The 19,974-nt window shown below is 66.0% G+C and carries 15 protein-coding genes and 1 tRNA gene; 7 read left to right on the forward strand and 9 right to left on the reverse strand.

What is annotated here, in order from left to right:
• Nucleotides 1-76: 76 nt before the first annotated feature.
• Together AC3D24_RS00760 and moaA are read right to left on the reverse strand one after the other, a co-directional pair.
• Nucleotides 77-856, reverse strand: a complete 780-nt coding sequence (locus AC3D24_RS00760; RefSeq protein ID WP_489027329.1) for an NAD kinase — start codon at nt 854-856, stop codon at nt 77-79.
• Nucleotides 853-1,866, reverse strand: a complete 1,014-nt coding sequence (gene moaA / locus AC3D24_RS00765; protein WP_489027331.1) for a GTP 3',8-cyclase MoaA — start codon at nt 1,864-1,866, stop codon at nt 853-855. The genes AC3D24_RS00760 and moaA overlap by 4 nt, the downstream gene beginning before the upstream one ends.
• 124 nt (nt 1,867-1,990) lie before the next feature.
• Here moaA and AC3D24_RS00770 point away from each other — a divergent pair, with 124 nt between their 5' ends.
• Nucleotides 1,991-3,664 (forward strand): EAL domain-containing protein, encoded by a 1,674-nt coding sequence (locus tag AC3D24_RS00770; RefSeq protein WP_489027333.1) that lies wholly within the window; start codon nt 1,991-1,993, stop codon nt 3,662-3,664.
• Entirely contained in the window at nt 3,664-4,098 is a 435-nt protein-coding gene (locus AC3D24_RS00775; RefSeq protein WP_489027335.1) for a YybH family protein, read from the forward strand. Before AC3D24_RS00770 ends, AC3D24_RS00775 begins: the two co-directional genes overlap by 1 nt.
• Nucleotide 4,099: 1 nt before the next feature.
• Here the strand turns inward: AC3D24_RS00775 and AC3D24_RS00780 are convergent, their stop codons facing one another.
• Nucleotides 4,100-5,287: an acetyltransferase domain-containing protein gene (locus AC3D24_RS00780; protein WP_489027337.1), complete on the reverse strand. Its 1,188-nt coding sequence runs from the start codon at nt 5,285-5,287 to the stop codon at nt 4,100-4,102.
• Nucleotides 5,288-5,338: 51 nt separating this feature from the next.
• On the opposite strand from AC3D24_RS00780, the gene AC3D24_RS00785 reads away from it, so the two are divergent.
• Nucleotides 5,339-7,405, forward strand: coding sequence for a TonB-dependent siderophore receptor (locus tag AC3D24_RS00785; RefSeq protein ID WP_489027339.1), 2,067 nt, complete (start codon nt 5,339-5,341; stop codon nt 7,403-7,405).
• Here AC3D24_RS00785 and AC3D24_RS00790 read toward each other — a convergent pair.
• Nucleotides 7,400-8,584 carry an alpha-hydroxy-acid oxidizing protein gene (locus AC3D24_RS00790; protein ID WP_489027341.1) on the reverse strand — a complete coding sequence of 395 codons (1,185 nt, stop codon included), beginning with the start codon at nt 8,582-8,584 and terminating at the stop codon, nt 7,400-7,402. The two genes, AC3D24_RS00785 and AC3D24_RS00790, sit on opposite strands and share 6 nt — an antisense overlap.
• Before the next feature lie 98 nt (nt 8,585-8,682).
• Here AC3D24_RS00790 and AC3D24_RS00795 point away from each other — a divergent pair, with 98 nt between their 5' ends.
• Together AC3D24_RS00795 and AC3D24_RS00800 are read left to right on the forward strand one after the other, a co-directional pair.
• Entirely contained in the window at nt 8,683-10,800 is a 2,118-nt protein-coding gene (locus AC3D24_RS00795; protein ID WP_489027342.1) for a prolyl oligopeptidase family serine peptidase, read from the forward strand.
• Between the two features lie 18 nt (nt 10,801-10,818).
• Nucleotides 10,819-12,600 carry a DUF885 domain-containing protein gene (locus tag AC3D24_RS00800; protein ID WP_489027343.1) on the forward strand — a complete coding sequence of 594 codons (1,782 nt, stop codon included), beginning with the start codon at nt 10,819-10,821 and terminating at the stop codon, nt 12,598-12,600.
• A 54-nt stretch (nt 12,601-12,654) separates the two neighbouring features.
• Here AC3D24_RS00800 and AC3D24_RS00805 read toward each other — a convergent pair.
• The 3 genes from AC3D24_RS00805 to AC3D24_RS00815 form a co-directional block, all read right to left on the reverse strand.
• Nucleotides 12,655-12,730: transfer RNA gene (locus tag AC3D24_RS00805), tRNA-Ile, on the reverse strand.
• A gap of 135 nt (nt 12,731-12,865) precedes the next feature.
• Nucleotides 12,866-13,132: a hypothetical protein gene (locus tag AC3D24_RS00810; protein WP_031393308.1), complete on the reverse strand. Its 267-nt coding sequence runs from the start codon at nt 13,130-13,132 to the stop codon at nt 12,866-12,868.
• A 154-nt stretch (nt 13,133-13,286) separates the two neighbouring features.
• Nucleotides 13,287-14,690, reverse strand: coding sequence for a M20/M25/M40 family metallo-hydrolase (locus AC3D24_RS00815; RefSeq protein ID WP_489027346.1), 1,404 nt, complete (start codon nt 14,688-14,690; stop codon nt 13,287-13,289).
• A gap of 121 nt (nt 14,691-14,811) precedes the next feature.
• Between AC3D24_RS00815 and ettA the strand changes: the two genes are divergently transcribed.
• The gene (gene ettA, locus AC3D24_RS00820) at nt 14,812-16,491 is read left to right on the forward strand and encodes an energy-dependent translational throttle protein EttA (RefSeq protein ID WP_489027348.1); all 1,680 of its coding nucleotides are present in this window, start codon (nt 14,812-14,814) and stop codon (nt 16,489-16,491) included.
• A 558-nt stretch (nt 16,492-17,049) separates the two neighbouring features.
• Here ettA and AC3D24_RS00825 read toward each other — a convergent pair.
• Entirely contained in the window at nt 17,050-17,622 is a 573-nt protein-coding gene (locus tag AC3D24_RS00825; RefSeq protein WP_489027349.1) for a Uma2 family endonuclease, read from the reverse strand.
• 83 nt (nt 17,623-17,705) lie between these two features.
• Here AC3D24_RS00825 and AC3D24_RS00830 point away from each other — a divergent pair, with 83 nt between their 5' ends.
• The gene (locus tag AC3D24_RS00830; RefSeq protein WP_489027351.1) at nt 17,706-18,902 is read left to right on the forward strand and encodes a sensor histidine kinase; all 1,197 of its coding nucleotides are present in this window, start codon (nt 17,706-17,708) and stop codon (nt 18,900-18,902) included.
• Nucleotides 18,903-19,033: 131 nt separating this feature from the next.
• On the opposite strand, the gene AC3D24_RS00835 is transcribed toward AC3D24_RS00830, so the two are convergent.
• The gene (locus tag AC3D24_RS00835) at nt 19,034-19,918 is read right to left on the reverse strand and encodes a diacylglycerol/lipid kinase family protein (protein WP_489027353.1); all 885 of its coding nucleotides are present in this window, start codon (nt 19,916-19,918) and stop codon (nt 19,034-19,036) included.
• Between the last annotated feature and the right edge of the window lie 56 nt (nt 19,919-19,974).

A 19,974-nucleotide genomic window follows, 5' to 3' on the forward strand; every position in this document is an offset into this window, starting at 1 on the left:
GCGGCTCTATAAACGGCCGGTCGGACGATGCAAGCAGGTTTCCGCGGAAAAACGAAAACTCTGCGATAAACCGCGTTCAGGCGACGAACTGTTCCATCGTGATGCGGTCGTCGAGCGCGTGCTCGGGATCGAACAACAGCGTGAGTTCGCGCGCGCGGTCCATGCAGATATCGACCTGCGCGACGTCACGGATCTCGCGCTGGTCGGCAACCGCGGAGACGGGGCGCTTGGACGGATCGAGCACGCGAATGCCGATCCGTGCCTTGTCGGGCAGGATCGCGCCGCGCCAGCGCCGTGGCCGGAACGGGCTGATCGGGGTCAGCGCGATCATGCCCGACCCGAGCGGCAGGATCGGACCGTGCGCGGACAAATTATACGCGGTGGAGCCGGCCGGCGTCGCGACAAGGATACCATCGCAGGCGAGTTCGGGCAGGACGATGCGGTCGTTCACCGTCACTTCGAGGTTCGCGGTCTGGCGGGTCTCGCGCAGGAACGACACCTCGTTGATCGCGGGCAGAGTGTGGGTGCGGCCATCGACGCCGAGCGCGGTCATGCTGAGCGGGATCACCTTGAACGGCTTCGCGCGCTCCAGGCGGTCGCTGAGGCCGTGGTGGCGCCATTCGTTCATCAGGAAGCCGACCGTGCCCAGGTTCATTCCGAACACCGGCACCGGCGGCTTGCGACGCTCCAGCATGGCGTGAAGCGTCTGGAGCATGAAACCATCGCCGCCGAGCGCGATGATCACGTCGGCATCCTCGACCGAGACCCACTCGCCCATGTCGGCGAGTTCGGCCTCGGCGGCACGAGCAGGCGGGGTATTGGACGCGACCAGCGCCCGCCGCTCGTACCGACTCATCCGCCGGTAACGCTCATGTGACGGGCTACGGCAGGGCCTTCTCCGGCGCCGATGCGGAAGTCATGCGCCTTCGGCTTCGCGTAGAGGCCGGCGTCGATCGCCTCGTCGAGCCCGGCGGTGCCGCCTTCGCGAAGAGCAGCCTTCAGGTCGACCTGATCGTCATGGCCGAGACACATATAGAGCTTGCCCTCGGTGGTGAGGCGGACGCGGTTGCAGCCGTCGCAGAAATTGGCGGTCAGCGGCGAGATTAGCCCGAGCCGGGTGCGCGTGCCGTCGACGTTCCAGTAGCGCGCAGGGCCGCCGGTCTTGTGCGCGTCACGCGCCAAAGTGAACTGCTCGCTGAGTTCGTCGAACACCTTGGTGAGCGGCAGGAAGCGGTCGGTGCGGTCCTCGTCGATCGCGCCCAGCGGCATCGTCTCGATCAGCGACAGGTCGAAGCCTTCGTCACGGCACCAGGCGAGCATCGGCGCGATCTCGTCCTCGTTGAAGCCCTTCAGTGCGACCATGTTGATCTTGATCGCGAGCCCGGCATCGCGCGCGGCGTAGATCCCGCCGATCACCTGCGACACGTCGCCGTGACGGGTGATGTAGCGAAAGCGCTCCGGATCGCGGCTGTCCATGCTGACGTTGACGCGGCGGATCCCGGCATCGACCATCGCCTCAGCATGCTGCGCGAGGCGCGTGCCGTTGGTGGTCATCGTCAGCTCTTCCAGGCCCGACCCGATGTTGTGGCCCAGACGCTGGACGAGCTCGGCAACATCGCGGCGCACGAGCGGCTCGCCACCCGAAAGGCGGATCTTCGTCACGCCGCGCGCAATGAAGCGTTCGGCGATGATCGCGATCTCTTCAAGGCTCAGCAGCTTGCTGCGCGGCAGGAACGTCATCTTTTCGGACATGCAGTAGCGGCAGCGCAGGTCGCAGCGGTCCGTCACCGAAATCCGCAGATACTTGATCGTACGACCATGCGTATCCTGGAGCGGTTTCTGCGTAAGGGCGGGCGCGACCATCATCGTATCCGAGCTAGGACGTGGGTGTCCCAGTAACAAGGCCGGATCGGCTGGTAGTGGATTGGCGCGAGGCGATACGCCAGCTAGGCTCGCACCGATGGGCTGGGGTGCGACGGATATGGAAGACATGCAGACGGCAACGACGCTGTTCGCGGTATCGTTCCGTCAACACGGTGAAATCGCAGAGATTTTGGCGTGTGCGGGCGCCGGGGCGGGCTGGCATGCGGCGGTGTTCAAGGATGCCGACGCGGTCGAGAGCCGGTTCCTGGCGAGTGGTGCAGCGGTGGCGATGATCGACGCGCGCGGGGCGCTCGACGAGGGGCTGGCGGCAACGCGCGCGCTGGGCGGGCTGGTCGCGACCAATGGCGCTGCGCTGCTGGTGCTGGTGTCGCGCGGCGACGTCGAGGCGATCGGCGAATTCTTCGATGCCGGCGCGACGCAGTTCCTCACCAGCCCGGCGAGCGAGAGCGAACTGGTGCAGGCGTTGCGCTTTGCCGGACGCCATGCCGCGCGCGCATCGGGCGGCGCGATCGATCGGCGCGGCATACCGGGGGCGTCGCTGTACGACCGCGAGACCGGCGACGCGCGCCGCTGGATCGTCGGACGGATCGCCGAGGATCGGCCGGTCGCGGTGGTGGTGGTCGCGTTGTCGCGGCTCGACATCGTCAATGCGGCGCATGGCCGGCCGGCGGTCGACGGGCTGATCGAAGCGGCCGTCCGCCGTGCGGAGACGGTGGCACGCGAGGCGATCGGCGTCGAGGCGATGGTTGCGCGGCTTGGCGGATCCGAGTTCGTACTGGTCGTCGAGGCGTCGGGCGCGGCGGTGACCGCGGCGATCACCGCGCTGGACGCGGCGCTGGCGCGGCCGTTCGCGGTGGCGGATACGCGCGCGGTGCTCGGCTGCCGGTTCGGCGTGGCACAGCGCCAGCCGGGTGACGATGCCGCCGCCTTGCTGCGCCGCGCGAGCGAGGCGCTGGCGGAGGCCAAGGCGAGCGATGGATCGGTGCTGCACGTCGCGCTGCCCGACGGCGTCGCGCCGATCGATGCGCTGGCGATCGACCTGCACCATGCGATCGAACGCGACGAGATCGATCTGCGCTGGCAGCCGCAGGTCGAGATCGCGAGTGGCAAGATCACGGGCGTCGAGGCGCTAGCGCGGTGGAGTCACCGGACGCTGGGGCCGCTCGGCGCGGATACGCTGTTCGACGCCGCCGACCGCGCCGACCTGGGCATCGCGCTGTCGGATCATATCCAGAGGCTGGTGCTGGCGCGCGCGGTGGCGTGGCCGGAGGCGCTGGGGACGTTGCGGGTGTCGTTGAACCTGACCGCGGCGGACATCACGCGGCCGGGGTTCGGAGCATTGTTCCTCGCCCGGATCGACGAGAGCGGGTTTCCGCGCGGGCGGCTGACCGTGGAAATTACCGAGACCGGGCTGATCGAGGATCTCTCAGCGGCGGCGGCGTTGCTCGCGGAGCTGCGCGGGGCGGGGTGTCGCGTGGCGATCGACGATTTCGGGACGGGCTATTCGAGCCTCGCCTATCTGAAGTCTCTGCCGCTGGATTACGTGAAGATCGACAAGTCGCTGGTGCGCGACATCGACGGGAGCGCGCGCGACCGGGTGGTGGTGGCGGGGGCGATCACGATGGCGCGGTCGCTCGGGCTTGCGGTGATTGCCGAGGGGGTCGAGACGCCATCGCAGCTCGAATTGCTCGCCGCGGGCGGGTGTGGCCTGTACCAGGGGTTCCTGTTTTCGGAGCCGGTCGACGAGGCGGCGCTCCTCGAACTGATGGGACGAGAATGATGCGCAACCTGATGCTGCCGCTGGCTCTGGTGACGATCGCTGCCGCTGCGCCCGCCCAGGCGCCGGCTCGTACGCCGGCCGAGATCGCGATCCGACAGGCGATGGAAACAAGTGCCGCCGGGTGGAACGCGGGGGATCTGCCGCGGTTCATGGCCGTGTACGCCGACGACGCGGTGTTCGTGACGCCGAAGGGGCTGTTGCGCGGCAAGGCGGCGATCTCCGCCAAATACCAGCCGAGCTTCCGCGGCATCGGCAATGCGCGGGGCACGCTGTCGTTCGCATTCCTCGAAATGCGCGGGATCGACCCGGCGCACGCGATGCTGTTCGCGCGTTGGACGCTGACCGGGCCGTCGACCACCGAAAGCGGCATGACGACGTTGGTCTTCGAACGGCGCGGCACCGCGTGGAAGATCATCGCCGATCACAGCAGCTAGCTCACAGATAGCGCATCCAGGCCTGGTCACTGGTGCGCTTCAGCCGCGCGAACCAGCGGCAGGCGAACCATGCCGGTACCGCCATCGCCGCGGCGATCGCCCAGAGCCAAGCGACGCCGGGGACGCCGACCAAACCGTCCGCGCCGATCGCGAGGCCGACCAGTCGGTTGACGGCATGCAGCGCGTAGAGATGGACGAGGTAGAAGAACAACGGCGCGCCGCCGAAGATGGCAAGCAACGCGGCAGGGCGGTCGATCCGCTCGAACGCTGCCAGCAGCAGCGCGCCGATGCCGAGCGTCAGCAGCAGGAAGTCGGCGGACGGCGGGTATTTGGTGACGTTGAGGAATGCCATCACGGTGTGCAGCGTGTCCGTGCTTGGCTGCCACGGGGTGTCGCCGTAAATGTTGAGGCTGCGCAGTGCGACGAAGCCGGCGAGCATCGCCAGGCCTGCGATCGACAGGCGGCGCAGGCGTGTTGCCGCAGGAAGGTCGCGAGCGAACCACGGGCCGATGCCGTAGCCGAGCGCGATCGTGCCGATCCACGGCAACAGTGGGTAGGAGGTACGCGCGCGTCCCCAGGGAAGCTCGATAAAGCCGCGGTCGTGCAGCACCGCCCATAGGGCGTGGCCGGGTTCACCCGCTGAGAACGCGATCGGATCGAGCAGATTGTGCCCGAGGATTATGATCGCACCGACCGCGATCAGTCCGGGACGAGGCAGATGGATCAGCCCCGCCAGCGCGATCATCGACAGGCCGATCACCCAGATAACTTGCAAAAATATGGTCTCTGGCGCGAACGAGAAATTCCAGGCGAAATTGACCAGCGTGAGTTCGAGCAGGATCAGGAACACGCCGCGCTTGAGCAGGAACATAGATGTCTCCGCCCGCGTCCGCCTGGCACCGTAGAGATACGCCGACAGACCGGTCAACGCGACGAACACGGGCGCGCACAGATGCGCTGACAGCCGGGAGAAGAACAACGCAGGCGCGGTCGTCGCGACGTTCATCGGATCGCTGACCTGCGCGTCGATGTAGAAGAACTCGCGCGTGTGATCGACCAGCATCAGCAGCATGACGAAGCCGCGGAGCGCATCGATGCTGGTGAGGCGGGCGGTCTTGGCGACCGGCTTGGGCGCCGGTTCGATAGTGGTGGCCGGCGTTCGTGCGCCGAGCGTGACGGATGTTGACAAGTGATCGCTCCTCCGCGACGAGCAATGTTACATCATTACATCAAGGTCAATATGCTTCGATCCCTCGGCATCGCGCTGCTCCTGCCTTTCGTACCTGCCGCCGCGTTCGCGCAAGAGGCGCGTGACCCATCGACTACCGACGGCGAGGAGATCGTCGTGCTCGGCCGTGAAGGGCGGCGCGGCGACCGCGTCGCGTCGTCGGACCTGGCGACGCAGCGCATGTCGCAGTCGAGCCGGTCGATCGAGCGCGACATGCTGGATGCCTATGGCACGCGCCGGCTTGGCGATGCGCTGGAACTGGTCAGCGGGATCAGCCAGCAGAATAATCTGGGCGGCCTGCGCGACAATTTCGCGGTGCGCGGGTTTCTCGGCTCGCCCGATACGGGAGCCGAATATTATGTCGACGGCTTCCTCGCCAATCGCGGGTTCGGACCGCCGCGCGACCCTGCCAATGTCGAGCGGATCGAGGTGCTGAAGGGGCCGGGCGGGGCGCTGTTCGGCGAGATCGATCCGGGTGGGCGCGTCAACATCGTCACCAAGACGCCGCGGTTCGAGACTGCGACCAACGCCGCGCTGATGGTCGGATCGTTCGGCACGGTGCGCGGCGAGATCGACGTCACCGGGCCGCTGAGTTCGACGATCGCCGCGCGGATCGTGGTTGCTGCCGAGAATAGCGACGGATTCCGCGACACCGTCGACCTGCGCCGCCGCCTGGTCGCGCCGTCGATCCGCTGGACGCCCGCACCGGGCACGACGCTGACCTACGCCGCCGAATTCCTGCAGGTCGCGACGCCGTTCGACCGCGGTATCCCCGCGGTTGCCGGCGACACGAAGGCGATCCCGCGCGAACGTTTCTACGGCGAGCCGGCTGATGGCCGGGTACGCTCGCGCAACGTGCGGCATCAGCTGACGGGGGAGCAGGCCCTCGGCACCGGCTGGGCGCTGAACGGCGGCGTGGCTTGGCGCAGGGCGGCGCTGAACGGATTTTCCAGCGAACAATCGCGGCTGGTCGGCGATCGAACCTTGTGGCGGCAGCGGCGCTACCGCGATTTCGACGTCGACGACCTGTCCGCGCGCGTCGAACTGGCGGGAACGGTCGGCGCGCACCGGCCGAGCGTCGGCGTCAAATACTACCATCTCGACTTCACCGAGCGGCAGGTGCGGCGCAGTCCGTCGGCGGCTTTGCCCTATGCGATCGACCTGTATGCGCCGGTCTACGGCACGACGACCGCCGCTCTGCTGCCGTTCACCGACCAGCGCGAAACGCGCGACAGCCTGACGCTGTATGCGCAGGATTTGTGGGAGGTGACCGATCGACTGTCGCTCGTCGGCGGCGTGCGGTTCGATCGGCTCGACCAGATGCTCGAGAACCGGCGGACGACGCGGACCGCGGACAGCAAGCGTTCGCCGCTCGATTTCCGCGTCGGTGGCCGCTTCAAGCTGGACGAACACATCGCGCTGCATGCCAATTACGGCGAATCGTTCCGCGCGAATTCCAGCACCGGACGGACCGGGGAAGGGTTCGCGCCCGAACGCGGGCACGGCTATGAATTGGGGGCGCGCGGCGCGTGGTCGGGGATCGATGCTGCAGCGACGTGGTTCGACATCGCCAAGTCGAACATCCTGACGACCGATCCCGCCGACGCCAATTTCCTCGCGACCGTCGGCGAAGTGCGCAGCCGCGGGATCGAGGTCGATGCGTCGGCGCGGATCGGGGGCGGGTGGCAACTCGTCGGCAATTACGCCTGGACGCACGCGCGGGCGGACGATCCAGCGTTTCCCGGCAGCGACGTGCTGAACGTGCCGGAGCACAGCGGCACGCTGCTTGCGGTCGGGCGTTTCCCCGATCGGCGCGGCGCGGGTGTCGAGGTCAGCGCAGGCGCGATCTATGTCGGCAACCGTGCGGCGGCGCTCGACGGTGGCAATGTCCGGCTGCCGTCGTTCGTCAAGGCGAAGGCGGCGCTCGGCTATGCAGTCACCCCGAGCTGGTCGGTCCGCGCCGAGGTCGATAACCTGTTCGAGGCGACCTATGCGCAGAGTTCGTACAGCGCGCTGTGGATCATGCCCGGCGCCCCGCGGACATTGTTGGTCACGCTGCGCTACGCGGGCGGATCATGACTGGCGGATCGCGCCGGCGGCGCGGACGTCGGCGATAGTCGGATAGCCATTGACCGCCATCAGCAGGTCCGCCTCCGCGAGCAGGCATTTCAGCACATGCGCCGCGCCGTCCGCATCGCCGAGCGCGAGCCCGTAGGTGTAGGGACGGCCGACCCCCACCGCCGTAGCGCCGAGCGCGAGTGCCTTGACGATGTCGGTGCCCGATCGGACGCCGGAATCGAACAGCACCGGCGTCGTGCCCGAGGCGGCGACCACGTCCGGCAGCATGTCGATCGCGGCGATCCCGCCATTCGCCTGCCGGCCGCCATGGTTCGAGCAGTAGATCGCGTCGGCACCGGCATCGATCGCGCGCCGTGCGTCGTCGGGGTGGCAGATGCCCTTCAGCACCAGCGGCAGCTTGGTCAGCGAGCGCAGCCACGGCATGTCGGCCCAGGTCAGCACCTTGCCGAACACGCCCGCCCATTGCCGCACCGCCGCCGCGCCGTCCTCCTCGGGCGGCCGGTCGAGCAGGCCGCGGAACACCGGGTCGCTGAAATAATTGGCGAGGACGTGGCCGCGTAGCTGCGGAAAGTTCGCGGCGTTCAGGTCGCGTGGGCGCCAGCCGGTCACCCAGGTGTCGAGCGTGACGACGATCGCCTTGTACCCGGCGGCCTCGGCGCGGCGGACGAGGCTTTCGGTCAGCGCATCGTTCTTGGGCGTATAGAGCTGGAAGAAGCCGGGGGTATTGCCGAACTGCGCGGCGACGTCCTCCAGCGGATCGTTCGACAACGTCGACTGGCACAACGGCACGCCGGTGATCGCCGCCGCCTTTGCCGCTGCGAGATCGCCGTGGCCGTCCTGGGTGCAGATGCCATTGATGCCGACGGGACTCATGAACAAGGGCGTCGGCAGCGTCATCCCGAACAGTTCGATCGACAGGTCGCGGCGCGTACAGTCGACCATCATCCGCGGCGTCATCCCCCAATGCGCGAAGGCATCGGCATTGTGGCGCTGGGTATGCTCGTCGCCGCAGCCGCCCTGCAGATAGGCGAGCGTCGCGGGCGGTAATGCGGCCGAGGCACGCGCCTCCAGCGTCGCGAAATCGACCGGCACGCTCGGCAGCACGCCGTTCAACCCCGCGAAGTAGATCGCGTTCTGGTAATCGCCGAAATGCGACGCGTTCTTAGGGGCCACGGCCATCATCCTCTCCCACGTTTTGCGGGCCTTATACGGCGCGACCGGTGACGAAGTCATTCCTTGTGCCTAAGGATGAGCGACCGATCACAGAAAGCCCGACGATGTCCCTTCGCCTGCCTCTTCTCGCTCTCCTTGCGCTGTCGACGAGCGCGATCGCCCAGACGCCCGCGGCCGATCCGCCCGCCGACCCGAACGCGTATCTCGAGGATATCCACGGCGCCCGCGCGCTCGATACGGTCGGCAAATGGAACACGCGATCGCTGGCGACGCTCGAGGCGAAGCCGGGGTACGCCGCGTATCGCCAGCGTGCGCTCGACCTGTTGCAGGCCGACCGGCAGATCGCGACGCCCGATCAGATCATTGGCGATCAGGTGCTGAACCTCTGGCAGGACAGGACGAACGTGCGCGGGCTATGGCGGGTTGCCTCGCTGGCGTCGTTCACCAGCGGCAAGCCGGTGTGGCGGACGCTGATCGACGTCGATGCGCTGGGCAAGGCGGAGGGCAAGAGCTGGGTGTGGAAGGGGGCGACCTGTCGCTCGCCGTCCTATGATCGCTGCATGGTCGCCTTGTCGAACGGCGGCGGCGATGCCGTCGAGGAGCGCGAGTTCGACATCGCGTCGGGCAAGTTCGTGACCGACGGTTTCGTCGTGCCGAGCTTCAAGACCGGGCTGAACTGGGCGGGGCCGAACGCGCTGTACGTCGCGACCGATTTTGGCCCGGACAGCCTGACCAAGTCGGGCTATCCGCGGACCGTGAAGCGGTGGGAGCGCGGCACGCCGCTTGCCTCGGCCACCATCGTCACCAGCGCGACGCAGGATGATGTCGGGATCGAGACCAATGTCTTCACGAAGGGTGATCGACGGTATGCGCTCGTGTCGCGCAACGTCGATTTCTTCCATTCGAAGCGCAGCCACATCGCTGATGACGGCCGGCTGGTGCCGACGCCGCTACCTGACGACGCGGAGATCGATACGGTGCTCGACGGGCGGCTGATCGCGACGCTGGCGTCCGATTGGCGCGGGATCCCGAGTGGATCGGTGATCGCATATTCGATTGCCGACGTACTGGCAGGCCGCGCGCCGACGATCGAGCGCGTGCTGGTACCGACCGCGACCCAGGCGGTGGAGCAGGTCGATTCGAGCAAGTCGGTGCTGTGGGTGAAGATGCTCGACGACGTCTCGGGCCGGCTCGTGTCGCTGACGCGCGGCGCGGACGGCGTCTGGGCGCAGTCGGTCGCGGCGCTGCCGACCGCCTCGACGATCCACCTCGATGCGACCGCGGGCAAGGATGACGTCGCATTTGCGATGGTCGAGAGTTTCCTCAGCCCACCGGCGCTGTATGCGGTGCGGCCGAAGGCGCAGCCGGTGACGGTCGACACGCTGCCCGCACGCTTCGATGCCTCGGCGATGCAGGTCGAGCAGCGGTTCGCGACGTCCAAGGACGGCACGAAGATCCCGTATTTCCTGGTGCGCAAGAAGGGCATCACGGGCCCGGTGCCCGCGCTGGTCCACGCGTATGGCGGTTTCCGCAACGCGCAGACGCCGACCTACCTCGTCGACCAGCCCTATCGTTCGGGACCTGCCGGGCTGTTCTGGGTCGAGGAAGGCAATGCGTTCGTGCTCGCCAACATCCGCGGCGGCGGCGAATACGGGCCGCGGTGGCATCAGGCCACGCTGCGCGAGAACCGGCAGAAGGCGTATGACGATCTGCATGCGGTCGGCGACGATCTGGTCCGGACCGGCGTCAGCGCCAAGCGCAAGATCGCGGTGTCGGGCCGCTCGAACGGCGGCCTGCTGGTCGGCGTCGCGATGGAGCAGCGTCCTGATCTGTACGGTGCAATCGTGATGGGATCGCCGTTGCTCGACATGCAGCGCTATTCGCATCTGTCAGCGGGCGCATCGTGGATCGGTGAATATGGCGATCCGGACAGGCCGGCGGACTGGGCGTTCATCTCGCAATATTCGCCGTACCAGAACCTGAAGCGCGGCGTGAAATACCCGACGCCGTTCATCTACACCTCGACTGAGGACGACCGCGTCCATCCCGGCCATGCGCGCAAGTTCGCCGCAAGGCTGGAGGCGTATGGCGACCCGTTCTTCTATTACGAGAACCCGGAAGGCGGTCACGCGGCCGGCGCCGACAAGATCGAGGACGCCAAGCGCGCCGCGCTCGTCACGGTCTATCTCAACACTCAACTCGGCACCGCTTCGCAGCGCTGATCGTCAGGAATTAGACCCATGCGTAACTTCCGTCTGTTGCTCGGCGCCGCAATCCTGGCGCTGCCCGTCGCTTCCATTCCTGCGCCCGTGCTGGCGGCGCAGGCCGCGGAGAACCCGGCGTTTACGTCGCTGTCGAAGCGCTATGTCGACGGCCTGGCGCGGCTGAACCCGTCATCGGCAACCGGCCTCGGCGATCATCGGTTCGATGCGCAGGTTACGGATATGTCCGCGGCTGGCCGCGCCAAGCGCGAGGCGTTCTCGAAGGCGATGCTCGTCGATCTCCAGCGGATCGATCGGAAAGCCCTGTCGCGCGAGGAGCAGGTGGATGCGGCATTGCTCGACAATGCGCTGCGTTACGACATCTGGGATGCCGAGACGCTCGGTGGGTGGGCCTGGGATCCGCAGGTCTATAACGATATCGCCGGCAGTTCGCTCTATTCGCTCGCGGCCCGCGATTTCGCGCAGTGGCCGCAGCGGCTGAAGGCGGCGACCGCGCGGATGGAGGCGCTTCCCGCGTTGCTGGCGCAGGCGCGGGCGAACATCGTGGTTGCGCGCGTGCCGTCGATCTACGCGACGACCGTGGCGAAGCAGAACAGCGGCATCGTCGACATCGCGGAGAGCATGCTCGCACCGCACAAGAGCGAATTGTCGGCGGCGGACGCCAAGCGGTTCGATGCCGCGCTCGTGAAGCTGAAGGCGGCGGTCGCCGAGCATCAGGTCTGGCTCGACAAGACGCTTGTTCCCGGCGCGAAGGGCGACTTCCGCCTCGGCGCGGCGCTGTACGACAAGAAGCTCGGTTTTGCGTTGCAGTCCGATCTGACGCGCGCCGAAATCAAGCGTCGCGCACAGGCCGCGATCGTCGACACGCGCGCGCAGATGTACGCCATCGCCCGACAGATATTCGGTGCCAAGAAGGATGCGCTGTTGCTTCCCGACACGCCGTCCGATGCGCAGCAACAGGCCGCAATCCAGGCTGCGCTCGAGCTCACCTATGCCAAGCGTCCGCCGCGCGACGGCATGATCGACGCCTCGACCAAGGCCTTGGCGCAGGCGACCGCGTTCGTTCGCGACAAGGGACTGGTCGGGATGCCGGATGGTCCGGTGAAGATCATCACCATGCCCAAGTTCCAGCAGGGTGTCGCGGTCGCCTATTGCGATTCGCCGGGGCCGCTGGAGAAGAACCTCGGTACGTTCTTCGCCGTGTCGCCGATCCCCGACGACTGGACCGAGGCACAGGCGACGTCGTTCCTGAGCGAATATAACGACTATATGATCCACGACCTGGCGGTGCACGAGGCGATGCCGGGGCATTATCTCCAGCTCGCGCACGCCAATGCGACGCAGTCGACGCTGCGCGCGGTGCTCGGCTCGGGGCCGTTCATCGAGGGCTGGGCGGTCTATGCCGAGGGCATGATGGCGGACGAGGGCTATCTGAACGGCGATCCGCTGTTCAAGCTGACCGTGCTGAAAATGCGGCTGCGCTCGATCTCGAACTCGCTGCTCGATATCGGCATCCACACCGAAGGCATGACCCGCGAGCAGGCGATGCAGCTGATGACGCACACCGCGTTCCAGCAGGAGCGCGAGGCGGCGGGCAAATGGGTCCGCGCCTCGCTCGGCTCGACGCAGTTGCTGAGCTATTTCACCGGCTATTCGGAGCATATGGCGCTGCGGGCCGAAACCAAGGCGCGTCAGGGCGCGGCGTTCGATCTGAAGCGGTACAACGACGCACTGCTCGCGCATGGCTCGCCGCCGGTCCGCTACGTTCGCGAACTGCTGCTCGACCTGCCGATTGGTTGAGCATTGCTCTGCCCGGGGCGTTCGCGTTCCGGGCAGCGATCAGAATAGCAGGGTTGGTGGGCCCGGCAGGAATCGAACCCGCAACCTAGCCGTTATGAGCGGCCAGCTCTAACCGTTGAGCTACAGGCCCCACCGGCGCCTGCGTTAGCGCAAGCGATCATCGGGCAAAAGGGCGCAAAGCAAATGCGCAAAGAAAAAGGGCGCTCCCGAAGGAACGCCCTTTCCGACACTAAATCCTATCGAGCGTAGAAACGCCCGACAGATTTTAGTTCATGTTGTCGGTCTTCTCGTCGGCAGCGTCACGGACGTTGTCGGCAGCTGCGTTCATGTTGTCAGCAGCGTTCTCGAGCACGTCGGTAGCGACTGCGTTCGAGGTGTTGTCCGCCATGGCGTCCATGTTGTCAGCCTGCATTTCCATGTTGTCAGCCAGCATGTCCGCGTTGTTCTCAACGGCGGCGGCTTCTGGCGACTTGCTGCAGGCTGCGACGGACATCAGGCCGGCGGCAGCAGCGATCAGAACGATCTTCTTCATTCGAATGCTCCCAAGCATAGTTTCACTCGCGGCCGACCCGATTGCCGTCGCGAAGTCACGTCAAATAGCGGCCCCCGGCGGGCGGTCAATCCGCTAAATTCATCTGTCCGCAAGGTTTGCGGCAGAACGATGACAGATTGGTTCATGCAATTCGTCACTTCTGGGGCACAATTGACCCGATTTCCTCGGGTGCATTGGCCACCGTCGCGATCACCGTGGTCCAGGCCGCGACGTTCTGGCGGAGCTGTTCGGGGTCGATCAGATCCAGCGTGTCCTCGGGCGTATGGTGGTAGTCAAAGTAGCGCAGGCCCGACTGGTTGAGGTCGATTCCAGCGACCCCCGTGGCGATCACCGGGCCAACATCGGTGCCGCCATGCGGGGCATCGGCACCGCGAATGATCCCGAGCGGCGCGAGCGCGACCGCCAGGCGATCCTCGATGGGCTTGGCAGCGTCGGGCAGGCTGCTCTCGAACCGCCAGACGCGATCGGCACCGAAATCCGATTCGGCGGCAGTCGCGTGACGTTCGCCCGCATGCGCCTTGGCGTAGGCGGCTCCGCCGAAGCCGCCGCTTTCCTCGTCGCCGAACCAGACGACGCGGATCGTGCGACGCGGGCGCTGGCCGCCGTCCATGACGATCTTGGCGGCAGCCGCGGTAATCGCGATGCCCGCCCCGTCATCGATTGCGCCGGTGCCGAGGTCCCAGCTGTCGAGATGGCCGCCGACGAGGACGATGCCCGCCTTAGGGTCGGTGCCCGGAACCTCGGCGACGACGTTGCCCGATTCCTGCATGCCGGCCTGCTTGTCTTCGAGCACCAGCCTCAGCGTCACCGGCTTGCCGAGCTTTACCAGCCGCTCGACATGCTCGGCGTCCGCGACCGACAATGCCGCCGCGGGAATCGGCGTCACGCCCGCTTCGAAATTGGTGTTGCCCGCGTGCGGCCCGCGGCCGTGATCGGTGCCGATCGATCGGATCACTATCGCCGCCGCACCCTTCTTGGCGGCGACATTCGGTCCGACGAAGCGCGCGGTGCCTTGCGAGCCATAGCTCGACCCGTCCTGGGTCGGCTGCATCGCGTTCGACACGAAGGCGATCTTGCCCTTCAGGCTGCCGTCCGGAGCGAGCGCCAGATCGTTGTAGGTCGGGAAATACACGATCGGCAGGGTCAGCCCGCCCGGCGGCGTCGCGCCCGAATTGCCGAGGCCGACCAGATGCAGCTTCTGCGCATAGGGAGCGACCAACTCCCCGCTCTCCAGCCCACGCGACCAGACCGGCAGCTGGTACGTCTCGATCCGCACGTTCTTGAACCCGAGCGCCTTCAGCTTGGCGACCGACCAGGCGCGCGCGCGCGGTGCCGCTTCGGTGCCGGTCATCCGCGGGCCGACCTCGGTCGTGATCCCCTCGACGATCTGCCAGGCGGTGTCGTCGGTCAGCGCCTTGTCGCGCAACGCCGCGACCTTCGCGTCGCCGGCAGTCGCCGGGGCGGCGGTACGCTGCGCCGCGACGGGAACGGCGGTGATGACGGCACAGGCCGCCAGAAATGGTGCGATACGCGTCATCGGCTATTCCCCTTAATGTCGGCCCACCGTTAGGTCCGAGCGCGCGCGTTGCCAACCTTCGCGCATGCCCTTACATGCGCAGATCAATCCCGCCCTCACGAACACCCGAACGGAGACCCCCGTGGCCGGCCAATACGCCTATGTCATGAAGGACATGACGAAGACCTTCCCCGGCGCGCCCAAGCCGGTGCTGTCGAACATCAATCTGCAATTCTATCATGGCGCCAAGATCGGCATCGTAGGCCCCAACGGCGCGGGCAAGTCGACGCTGATCAAGATCATGGCCGGCATCGACAAGGATTATATCGGCGAGGCATGGCCGGGCGAGAACGTCACGGTCGGCTATCTGGAGCAGGAGCCGCAGCTCGACGCCTCGAAGACCGTGCTGGAGAACGTCAAGGACGGCGCACGCAGCGTTGCGGACATGGTCGACCGTTTCAACGCGATCTCCGCCGAGATGGGCGATCCGCAGGACGACACCGACTTCGACGCGCTGCTCGAAGAGATGGGCACGCTCCAGGAGAAGATCGACGCGGTCGACGGCTGGACGCTGGACAACCAGCTCGAGGTCGCGATGGAAGCGCTGCGCTGCCCGCCGGGCGACTGGCCGGTCGATAAGCTGTCGGGTGGTGAGAAGCGCCGCGTCGCGCTGACCCGCCTGCTGATCCAGAAGCCCGGAATCCTGCTGCTCGATGAGCCTACCAACCACCTCGACGCCGAAAGCGTCCAGTGGCTGGAGAACCACCTCAAGGATTATGCAGGCGCGGTGCTGATGATCACCCATGACCGCTATTTCCTCGACAACGTCGTCGGCTGGGTGCTCGAACTCGATCGCGGCAAGTATTTCCCGTACGAGGGCAACTACTCGACCTATCTCGAGAAGAAGGCCAAGCGCCTCGAGCAGGAGGATCGCGAGGAATCCGGTCGTCAGACCGCGATCAAGAACGAGCTCGAATGGATTCGCCAGGGTGCCAAGGCACGCCAGACCAAGTCCAAGGCGCGTATCGCCAACTTCGAACGCCTCGTCGCGCAGCAGGAGAACCGCAGCCCCGGCAAGGCGCAGATCGTCATCCAGGTGCCCGAGCGTCTCGGCGGCAAGGTCATCGAACTCGAGAACGTCTCCAAGGCGTACGGCGACAAGCTCCTGTTCGAGAACCTCTCGTTCACGCTGCCCGCGGGCGGCATCGTCGGCGTCATCGGTCCCAACGGCGCCGGCAAGTCGACTTTGTTCAAGCTGATCACCGGGCAGGAAACCCCGGACAGCGGCACGATCGACAAGGGGTCCACCGTGCGGCTGGGTTATGTCGACCAGAGCCGCGATCATCTCGATGACAAGAAGAACGTCTGGGAGGAGATTTCCGACGGTCTCGATTCGATGAAGGTCAACGGGTTCGACCAGTCGACGCGCGCCTATGTCGGGGCGTTCAACTTCAAGGGCCAGGACCAGCAGAAGAACGTCGGCAAGCTGTCGGGCGGCGAGCGCAACCGCGTCAACATCGCCAAGATGCTGAAGCGCGGCGGCAACGTGCTGCTACTCGACGAACCGACCAACGATCTCGATGTCGAGACGCTGGGCGCGCTCGAGGAGGCGATCGAGAACTTCGCCGGGTGCGCGGTGGTCATCAGCCACGACCGCTTCTTCCTGGATCGTCTCGCCACGCACATCCTGGCGTTCGAGGGCAACAGCCATGTCGAATGGTTCGAGGGCAATTTCGAATCGTACGAAGAGGACAAGCGCCGCCGTCTGGGCGATGCGGCGGATCGTCCGACCGCGCTGTCCTACAAGAAGCTGACTCGCTGATTAGGCGGTTCTGAGAGGCCTCGACGAGGAACTGGCGGCTCACAAATACTCGCATGTCGAGCATGAGTGGCGGTTCCTTGTCGATCCTCTGAAGCGGCCATCGCTGGATGGCTGCCGGTCGATCCTGATCGAGGATCTCTACATCACGGATACGCGGTGTCGGCTGCGGCGGATGACCGACAGCGTCGGCGGGCGCGTGGTGCTCAAGCTGTAGAAGAAATACGATGTCCCCGATCCCCTCGCGCGGCCGTTGGTGACGACGTATCTGACGGCTGAGGAATACGCGCTATTCGCGGCGTTGCCGGGCCACTGGCTCCGCAGCGGCGGCATGGGGTTTCAAGCGCGTCGGGCGAGTTCGGCATCGATTTGTTCGAAGGGGTGCTGGCCGGGCTCGATCTAGCCGAGATAGAGCAGCCTGACGATGCGTCGCTAGCGGCCGTGCAGCCACCCGAATGGGCTCGGTCCGAGGTTACGTATGATCCGGACTTTCAGGGCGGCACATTGGCGTTGCTCGATCGATCAAGCGCACAGATATTCGTCCACCAAGCGATGAGCTGATTAAAGCGTCACGGTGTCGACTGTCAGGTCCGGGATGGTCGTCGACTCTATGCCCGCGTCAAAGGGCGCGTCGCGTGATTGGGTGAAGCGATCGCCTACCGGTGCCCACATCTGATGGATCACTCTGGCGCGGACGTTGACGACCCAATATTCCGCGATGCCCTCACGCGCATAGATCTTGCGCTTGCGGCCAAGGTCGTTGCGCAGTGTCGTGTCGGCAACCTCGATCACTAGTGCTAGCGATGCGAGCGGGATCAGGCCTTCGCCCTCCGGCTCCGCGGTTACGGCGATATCCGGCTCTGGGACGTTGTACGGCGGCATCGAAACCGACCCCTCGACGAGCGCCTCCAGACTCCCACCCAGGTCGCGCAACGCTGCCGCGACAAGGAAGTATAGCCGTGACTTGATCCGCGCGTGCGGCCGGTGCTGCGAATTCATGTAGACGATTTCCCCGTCTAGCAGCTCGGTCTTGCCATACGCCTCGAACGCGCCGGCGGCGTCGAGCATCAGATAGTCCTCGACCCGAAGCTTTACGGGGAGCGGCACGGTGGTAAGAGGCACCATCTCGTTCATGGGGGCAATCTACCATGATCTGCGAGAGTCCCCAAGGCGTTCCGATCACGCCGCCGGACGCGTACAGTATAACGGAGTTCAGCGTGGCTATCGTCGAAACCTCTCCCGGTGGGGATGGTCTTCCGGGTGCGGGGGAGCTTCAGTATCGGCTTCGCCAGCAATCGATCCTAGCCGATTTCGGGATCGAAGCCTTGCGCGCGCGGGACCTGGAGCCGATGCTGCAGCGTGCCACCGAGCTCTGCGGCGAGGGGATGCGGTCGCAATATTGCAAGTTCCTCGAATATCGGCCCGAACAGAATACGCTGCTGGTACGCGCGGGGATCGGCTGGGCGCCGGGTGTCGTCGGGTCGACCGAGATGCGCACCGATCTCGGCTCGCCCGCAGGTTTCGCGCTGGAGACGGGCGAGGCGGTGATCTCGAATCATCTGGAGAACGAGCAGCGCTTCCGCACGCCCGAATTCATGGCGCGGCATAAGATCCGCCGCGCGATCAACGTGCTGGTCGAGACGTCGGGCAAGCGGTTCGGCGTGCTCGAGGTCGACAGCTCGGACGAAGGCAAGTTCGAGCCGGCCGACCTGTCGTTCATGCAGGGGTTCGCCAACCTGATCGGGGTCGCGATCGAGCGGCAACAGGCTGAGCAACGCCTGAGCGAGGCGATGGAACATCAGGAGCTGCTCACGCGCGAGGCTAGCCACCGCGTCAAGAACAGCCTCGCGCTGGTGTCGGCGATGCTCAATCTGCAGATGCAGGAGGATGACGATCCGCGGATCACCCGGTTGCTCGGCGATGCGCAGGCGCGGATCACCGCGATCGCGCAGACTCACGACCAGCTCTGGCGCGGGGAACAGGTCGGCATCGTTGCACTGAACGATCTGGTCTGCGGGATCGCCACGGGGCTGGCCGAGCAGGCACCCAACCACCGCATCGAGTGCGACATCGATGCGATCCTGATCAGTGCGGATACGGCCATTCCGGTGGGTCTGCTGGTCACCGAGCTCGTCACCAACGCGATCAAATACGCGTATGACGATGCCGGCGGCGCGATCGCGGTCACGATCCGTAGCCGGGACGGGCGGATCGTCCTGACCGTTTCCGACGAGGGTGCCGGGTTGCCCGCGGATTTCGATCTGAAGACGGCCTCGCGCAAGAGCCTGGGTATGCGGATGATCGGTAGCCTGGCGCGGCAGTTGCGCGGAACGATCGTTATCGAGAACGCGGCGGTCGGTACGTGTGCGACGCTCGATGTACCCGATCCGCGGGTTGATGGGGCTGTCGCTTAGAGGCACTTAGCACTCTGCTCGGCCAACTTTATATCGCTCCGGCGAAGGCGGGGTAGTGCAGAGATACCGACGTAGGATCCGAAGACGTGTTTCCGCGCGAACGGGAGTGACGCCAACCGCCGGCGCCCGCTTCAAGCCGGCGCCATTACCCGGATGATCCCCGCCGCGACCTTCGCGGTAACCGGCGTCTTCGCCAGCACCTCGCCGTCGATCGAGATCGGCAAGGGCGGGATGGTGTTGATCTTCATGCTCTTGCCGCGGAAGTCGCGCACCTTCTCGTGCCGCGATTCCAACCGGAACACGCTGGCGAACCAGTTCTGCACGAGCCGTCGTTTTACGTGGCCCATCACCGCCTGCACGACGATCTCGCCCGAATCGACCGCCGCGGCATCCACCAGCTCGGTGCCGCCATGATACGGCCCGTTCGAAATCCGCACCTCGACGACGCGGATCTTCACCGCCGTCGGTCCTTCGCCGACGATCAGCGTGAAGGGGCGGAAGCGGAGATATTGATATGCCGCCCAGCTGAGATAGCCGACCTTGCCGAGCACTTTCTTGAGACCGTGCGGCACGGTCGCGGCGATCTTCGGGCTGATGCCCATCGCCGCGCAGTTCGCGAAATAATCGCCGTCGATCATGCCGAGGTCGATCCGGCGCGGCTTACCGGTGCGGATCACCTCGACCGCGCCTTCGATGCTCAAGGGGATTCCGAGCGTGCGCGCGAAACTGTTGGCGGTGCCGAGCGGCAGGACGCCGAGGATCACGTCGTGGCCGACCATCAGGTCGACGAGCCCGCTGACCGTCCCGTCGCCGCCGCCGAGGATGAGCAAGTCCGGCTTCTTCGCCAGGGCCCGCAACACCGTCGCCTCCAAATCCTTCGGATCCTCGACCGCGTGCGCGTCGACCTCATAGGGGAGCCCCGACATCGCCGCGCAGGCGCGCTTGAACAGCTTCTGGCCCTTGCGCGACTTGGCGTTGACGACGAGCGCGGCGGAGGTGATCGTATCGTTCGACATGGGGCCCTCAACGCATGGGATGCGGTTTCGCACCCGTAACGCTTTTGGGTAAAGCT

The sequence above is a fragment of the Sphingomonas sp. SL1004 genome (assembly GCF_057815015.1).

What these genes read in the sequence shown, in the direction of transcription:
- AC3D24_RS00760 (WP_489027329.1), bottom strand. Translation starts at nt 856, where the DNA reads ATGAGTCGGTACGAGCGGCGGGCGCTGGTCGCGTCCAATACCCCGCCT.
- moaA (WP_489027331.1), bottom strand. Translation starts at nt 1,866, where the DNA reads ATGATGGTCGCGCCCGCCCTTACGCAGAAACCGCTCCAGGATACGCAT.
- AC3D24_RS00770 (WP_489027333.1), top strand. Translation starts at nt 1,991, where the DNA reads ATGCAGACGGCAACGACGCTGTTCGCGGTATCGTTCCGTCAACACGGT.
- AC3D24_RS00775 (WP_489027335.1), top strand. Translation starts at nt 3,664, where the DNA reads ATGCGCAACCTGATGCTGCCGCTGGCTCTGGTGACGATCGCTGCCGCT.
- AC3D24_RS00785 (WP_489027339.1), top strand. Translation starts at nt 5,339, where the DNA reads ATGCTTCGATCCCTCGGCATCGCGCTGCTCCTGCCTTTCGTACCTGCC.
- AC3D24_RS00790 (WP_489027341.1), bottom strand. Translation starts at nt 8,584, where the DNA reads ATGGCCGTGGCCCCTAAGAACGCGTCGCATTTCGGCGATTACCAGAAC.
- AC3D24_RS00795 (WP_489027342.1), top strand. Translation starts at nt 8,683, where the DNA reads ATGTCCCTTCGCCTGCCTCTTCTCGCTCTCCTTGCGCTGTCGACGAGC.
- AC3D24_RS00800 (WP_489027343.1), top strand. Translation starts at nt 10,819, where the DNA reads ATGCGTAACTTCCGTCTGTTGCTCGGCGCCGCAATCCTGGCGCTGCCC.
- AC3D24_RS00810 (WP_031393308.1), bottom strand. Translation starts at nt 13,132, where the DNA reads ATGAAGAAGATCGTTCTGATCGCTGCTGCCGCCGGCCTGATGTCCGTC.
- AC3D24_RS00815 (WP_489027346.1), bottom strand. Translation starts at nt 14,690, where the DNA reads ATGACGCGTATCGCACCATTTCTGGCGGCCTGTGCCGTCATCACCGCC.
- AC3D24_RS00825 (WP_489027349.1), bottom strand. Translation starts at nt 17,622, where the DNA reads ATGAACGAGATGGTGCCTCTTACCACCGTGCCGCTCCCCGTAAAGCTT.
- AC3D24_RS00835 (WP_489027353.1), bottom strand. Translation starts at nt 19,918, where the DNA reads ATGTCGAACGATACGATCACCTCCGCCGCGCTCGTCGTCAACGCCAAG.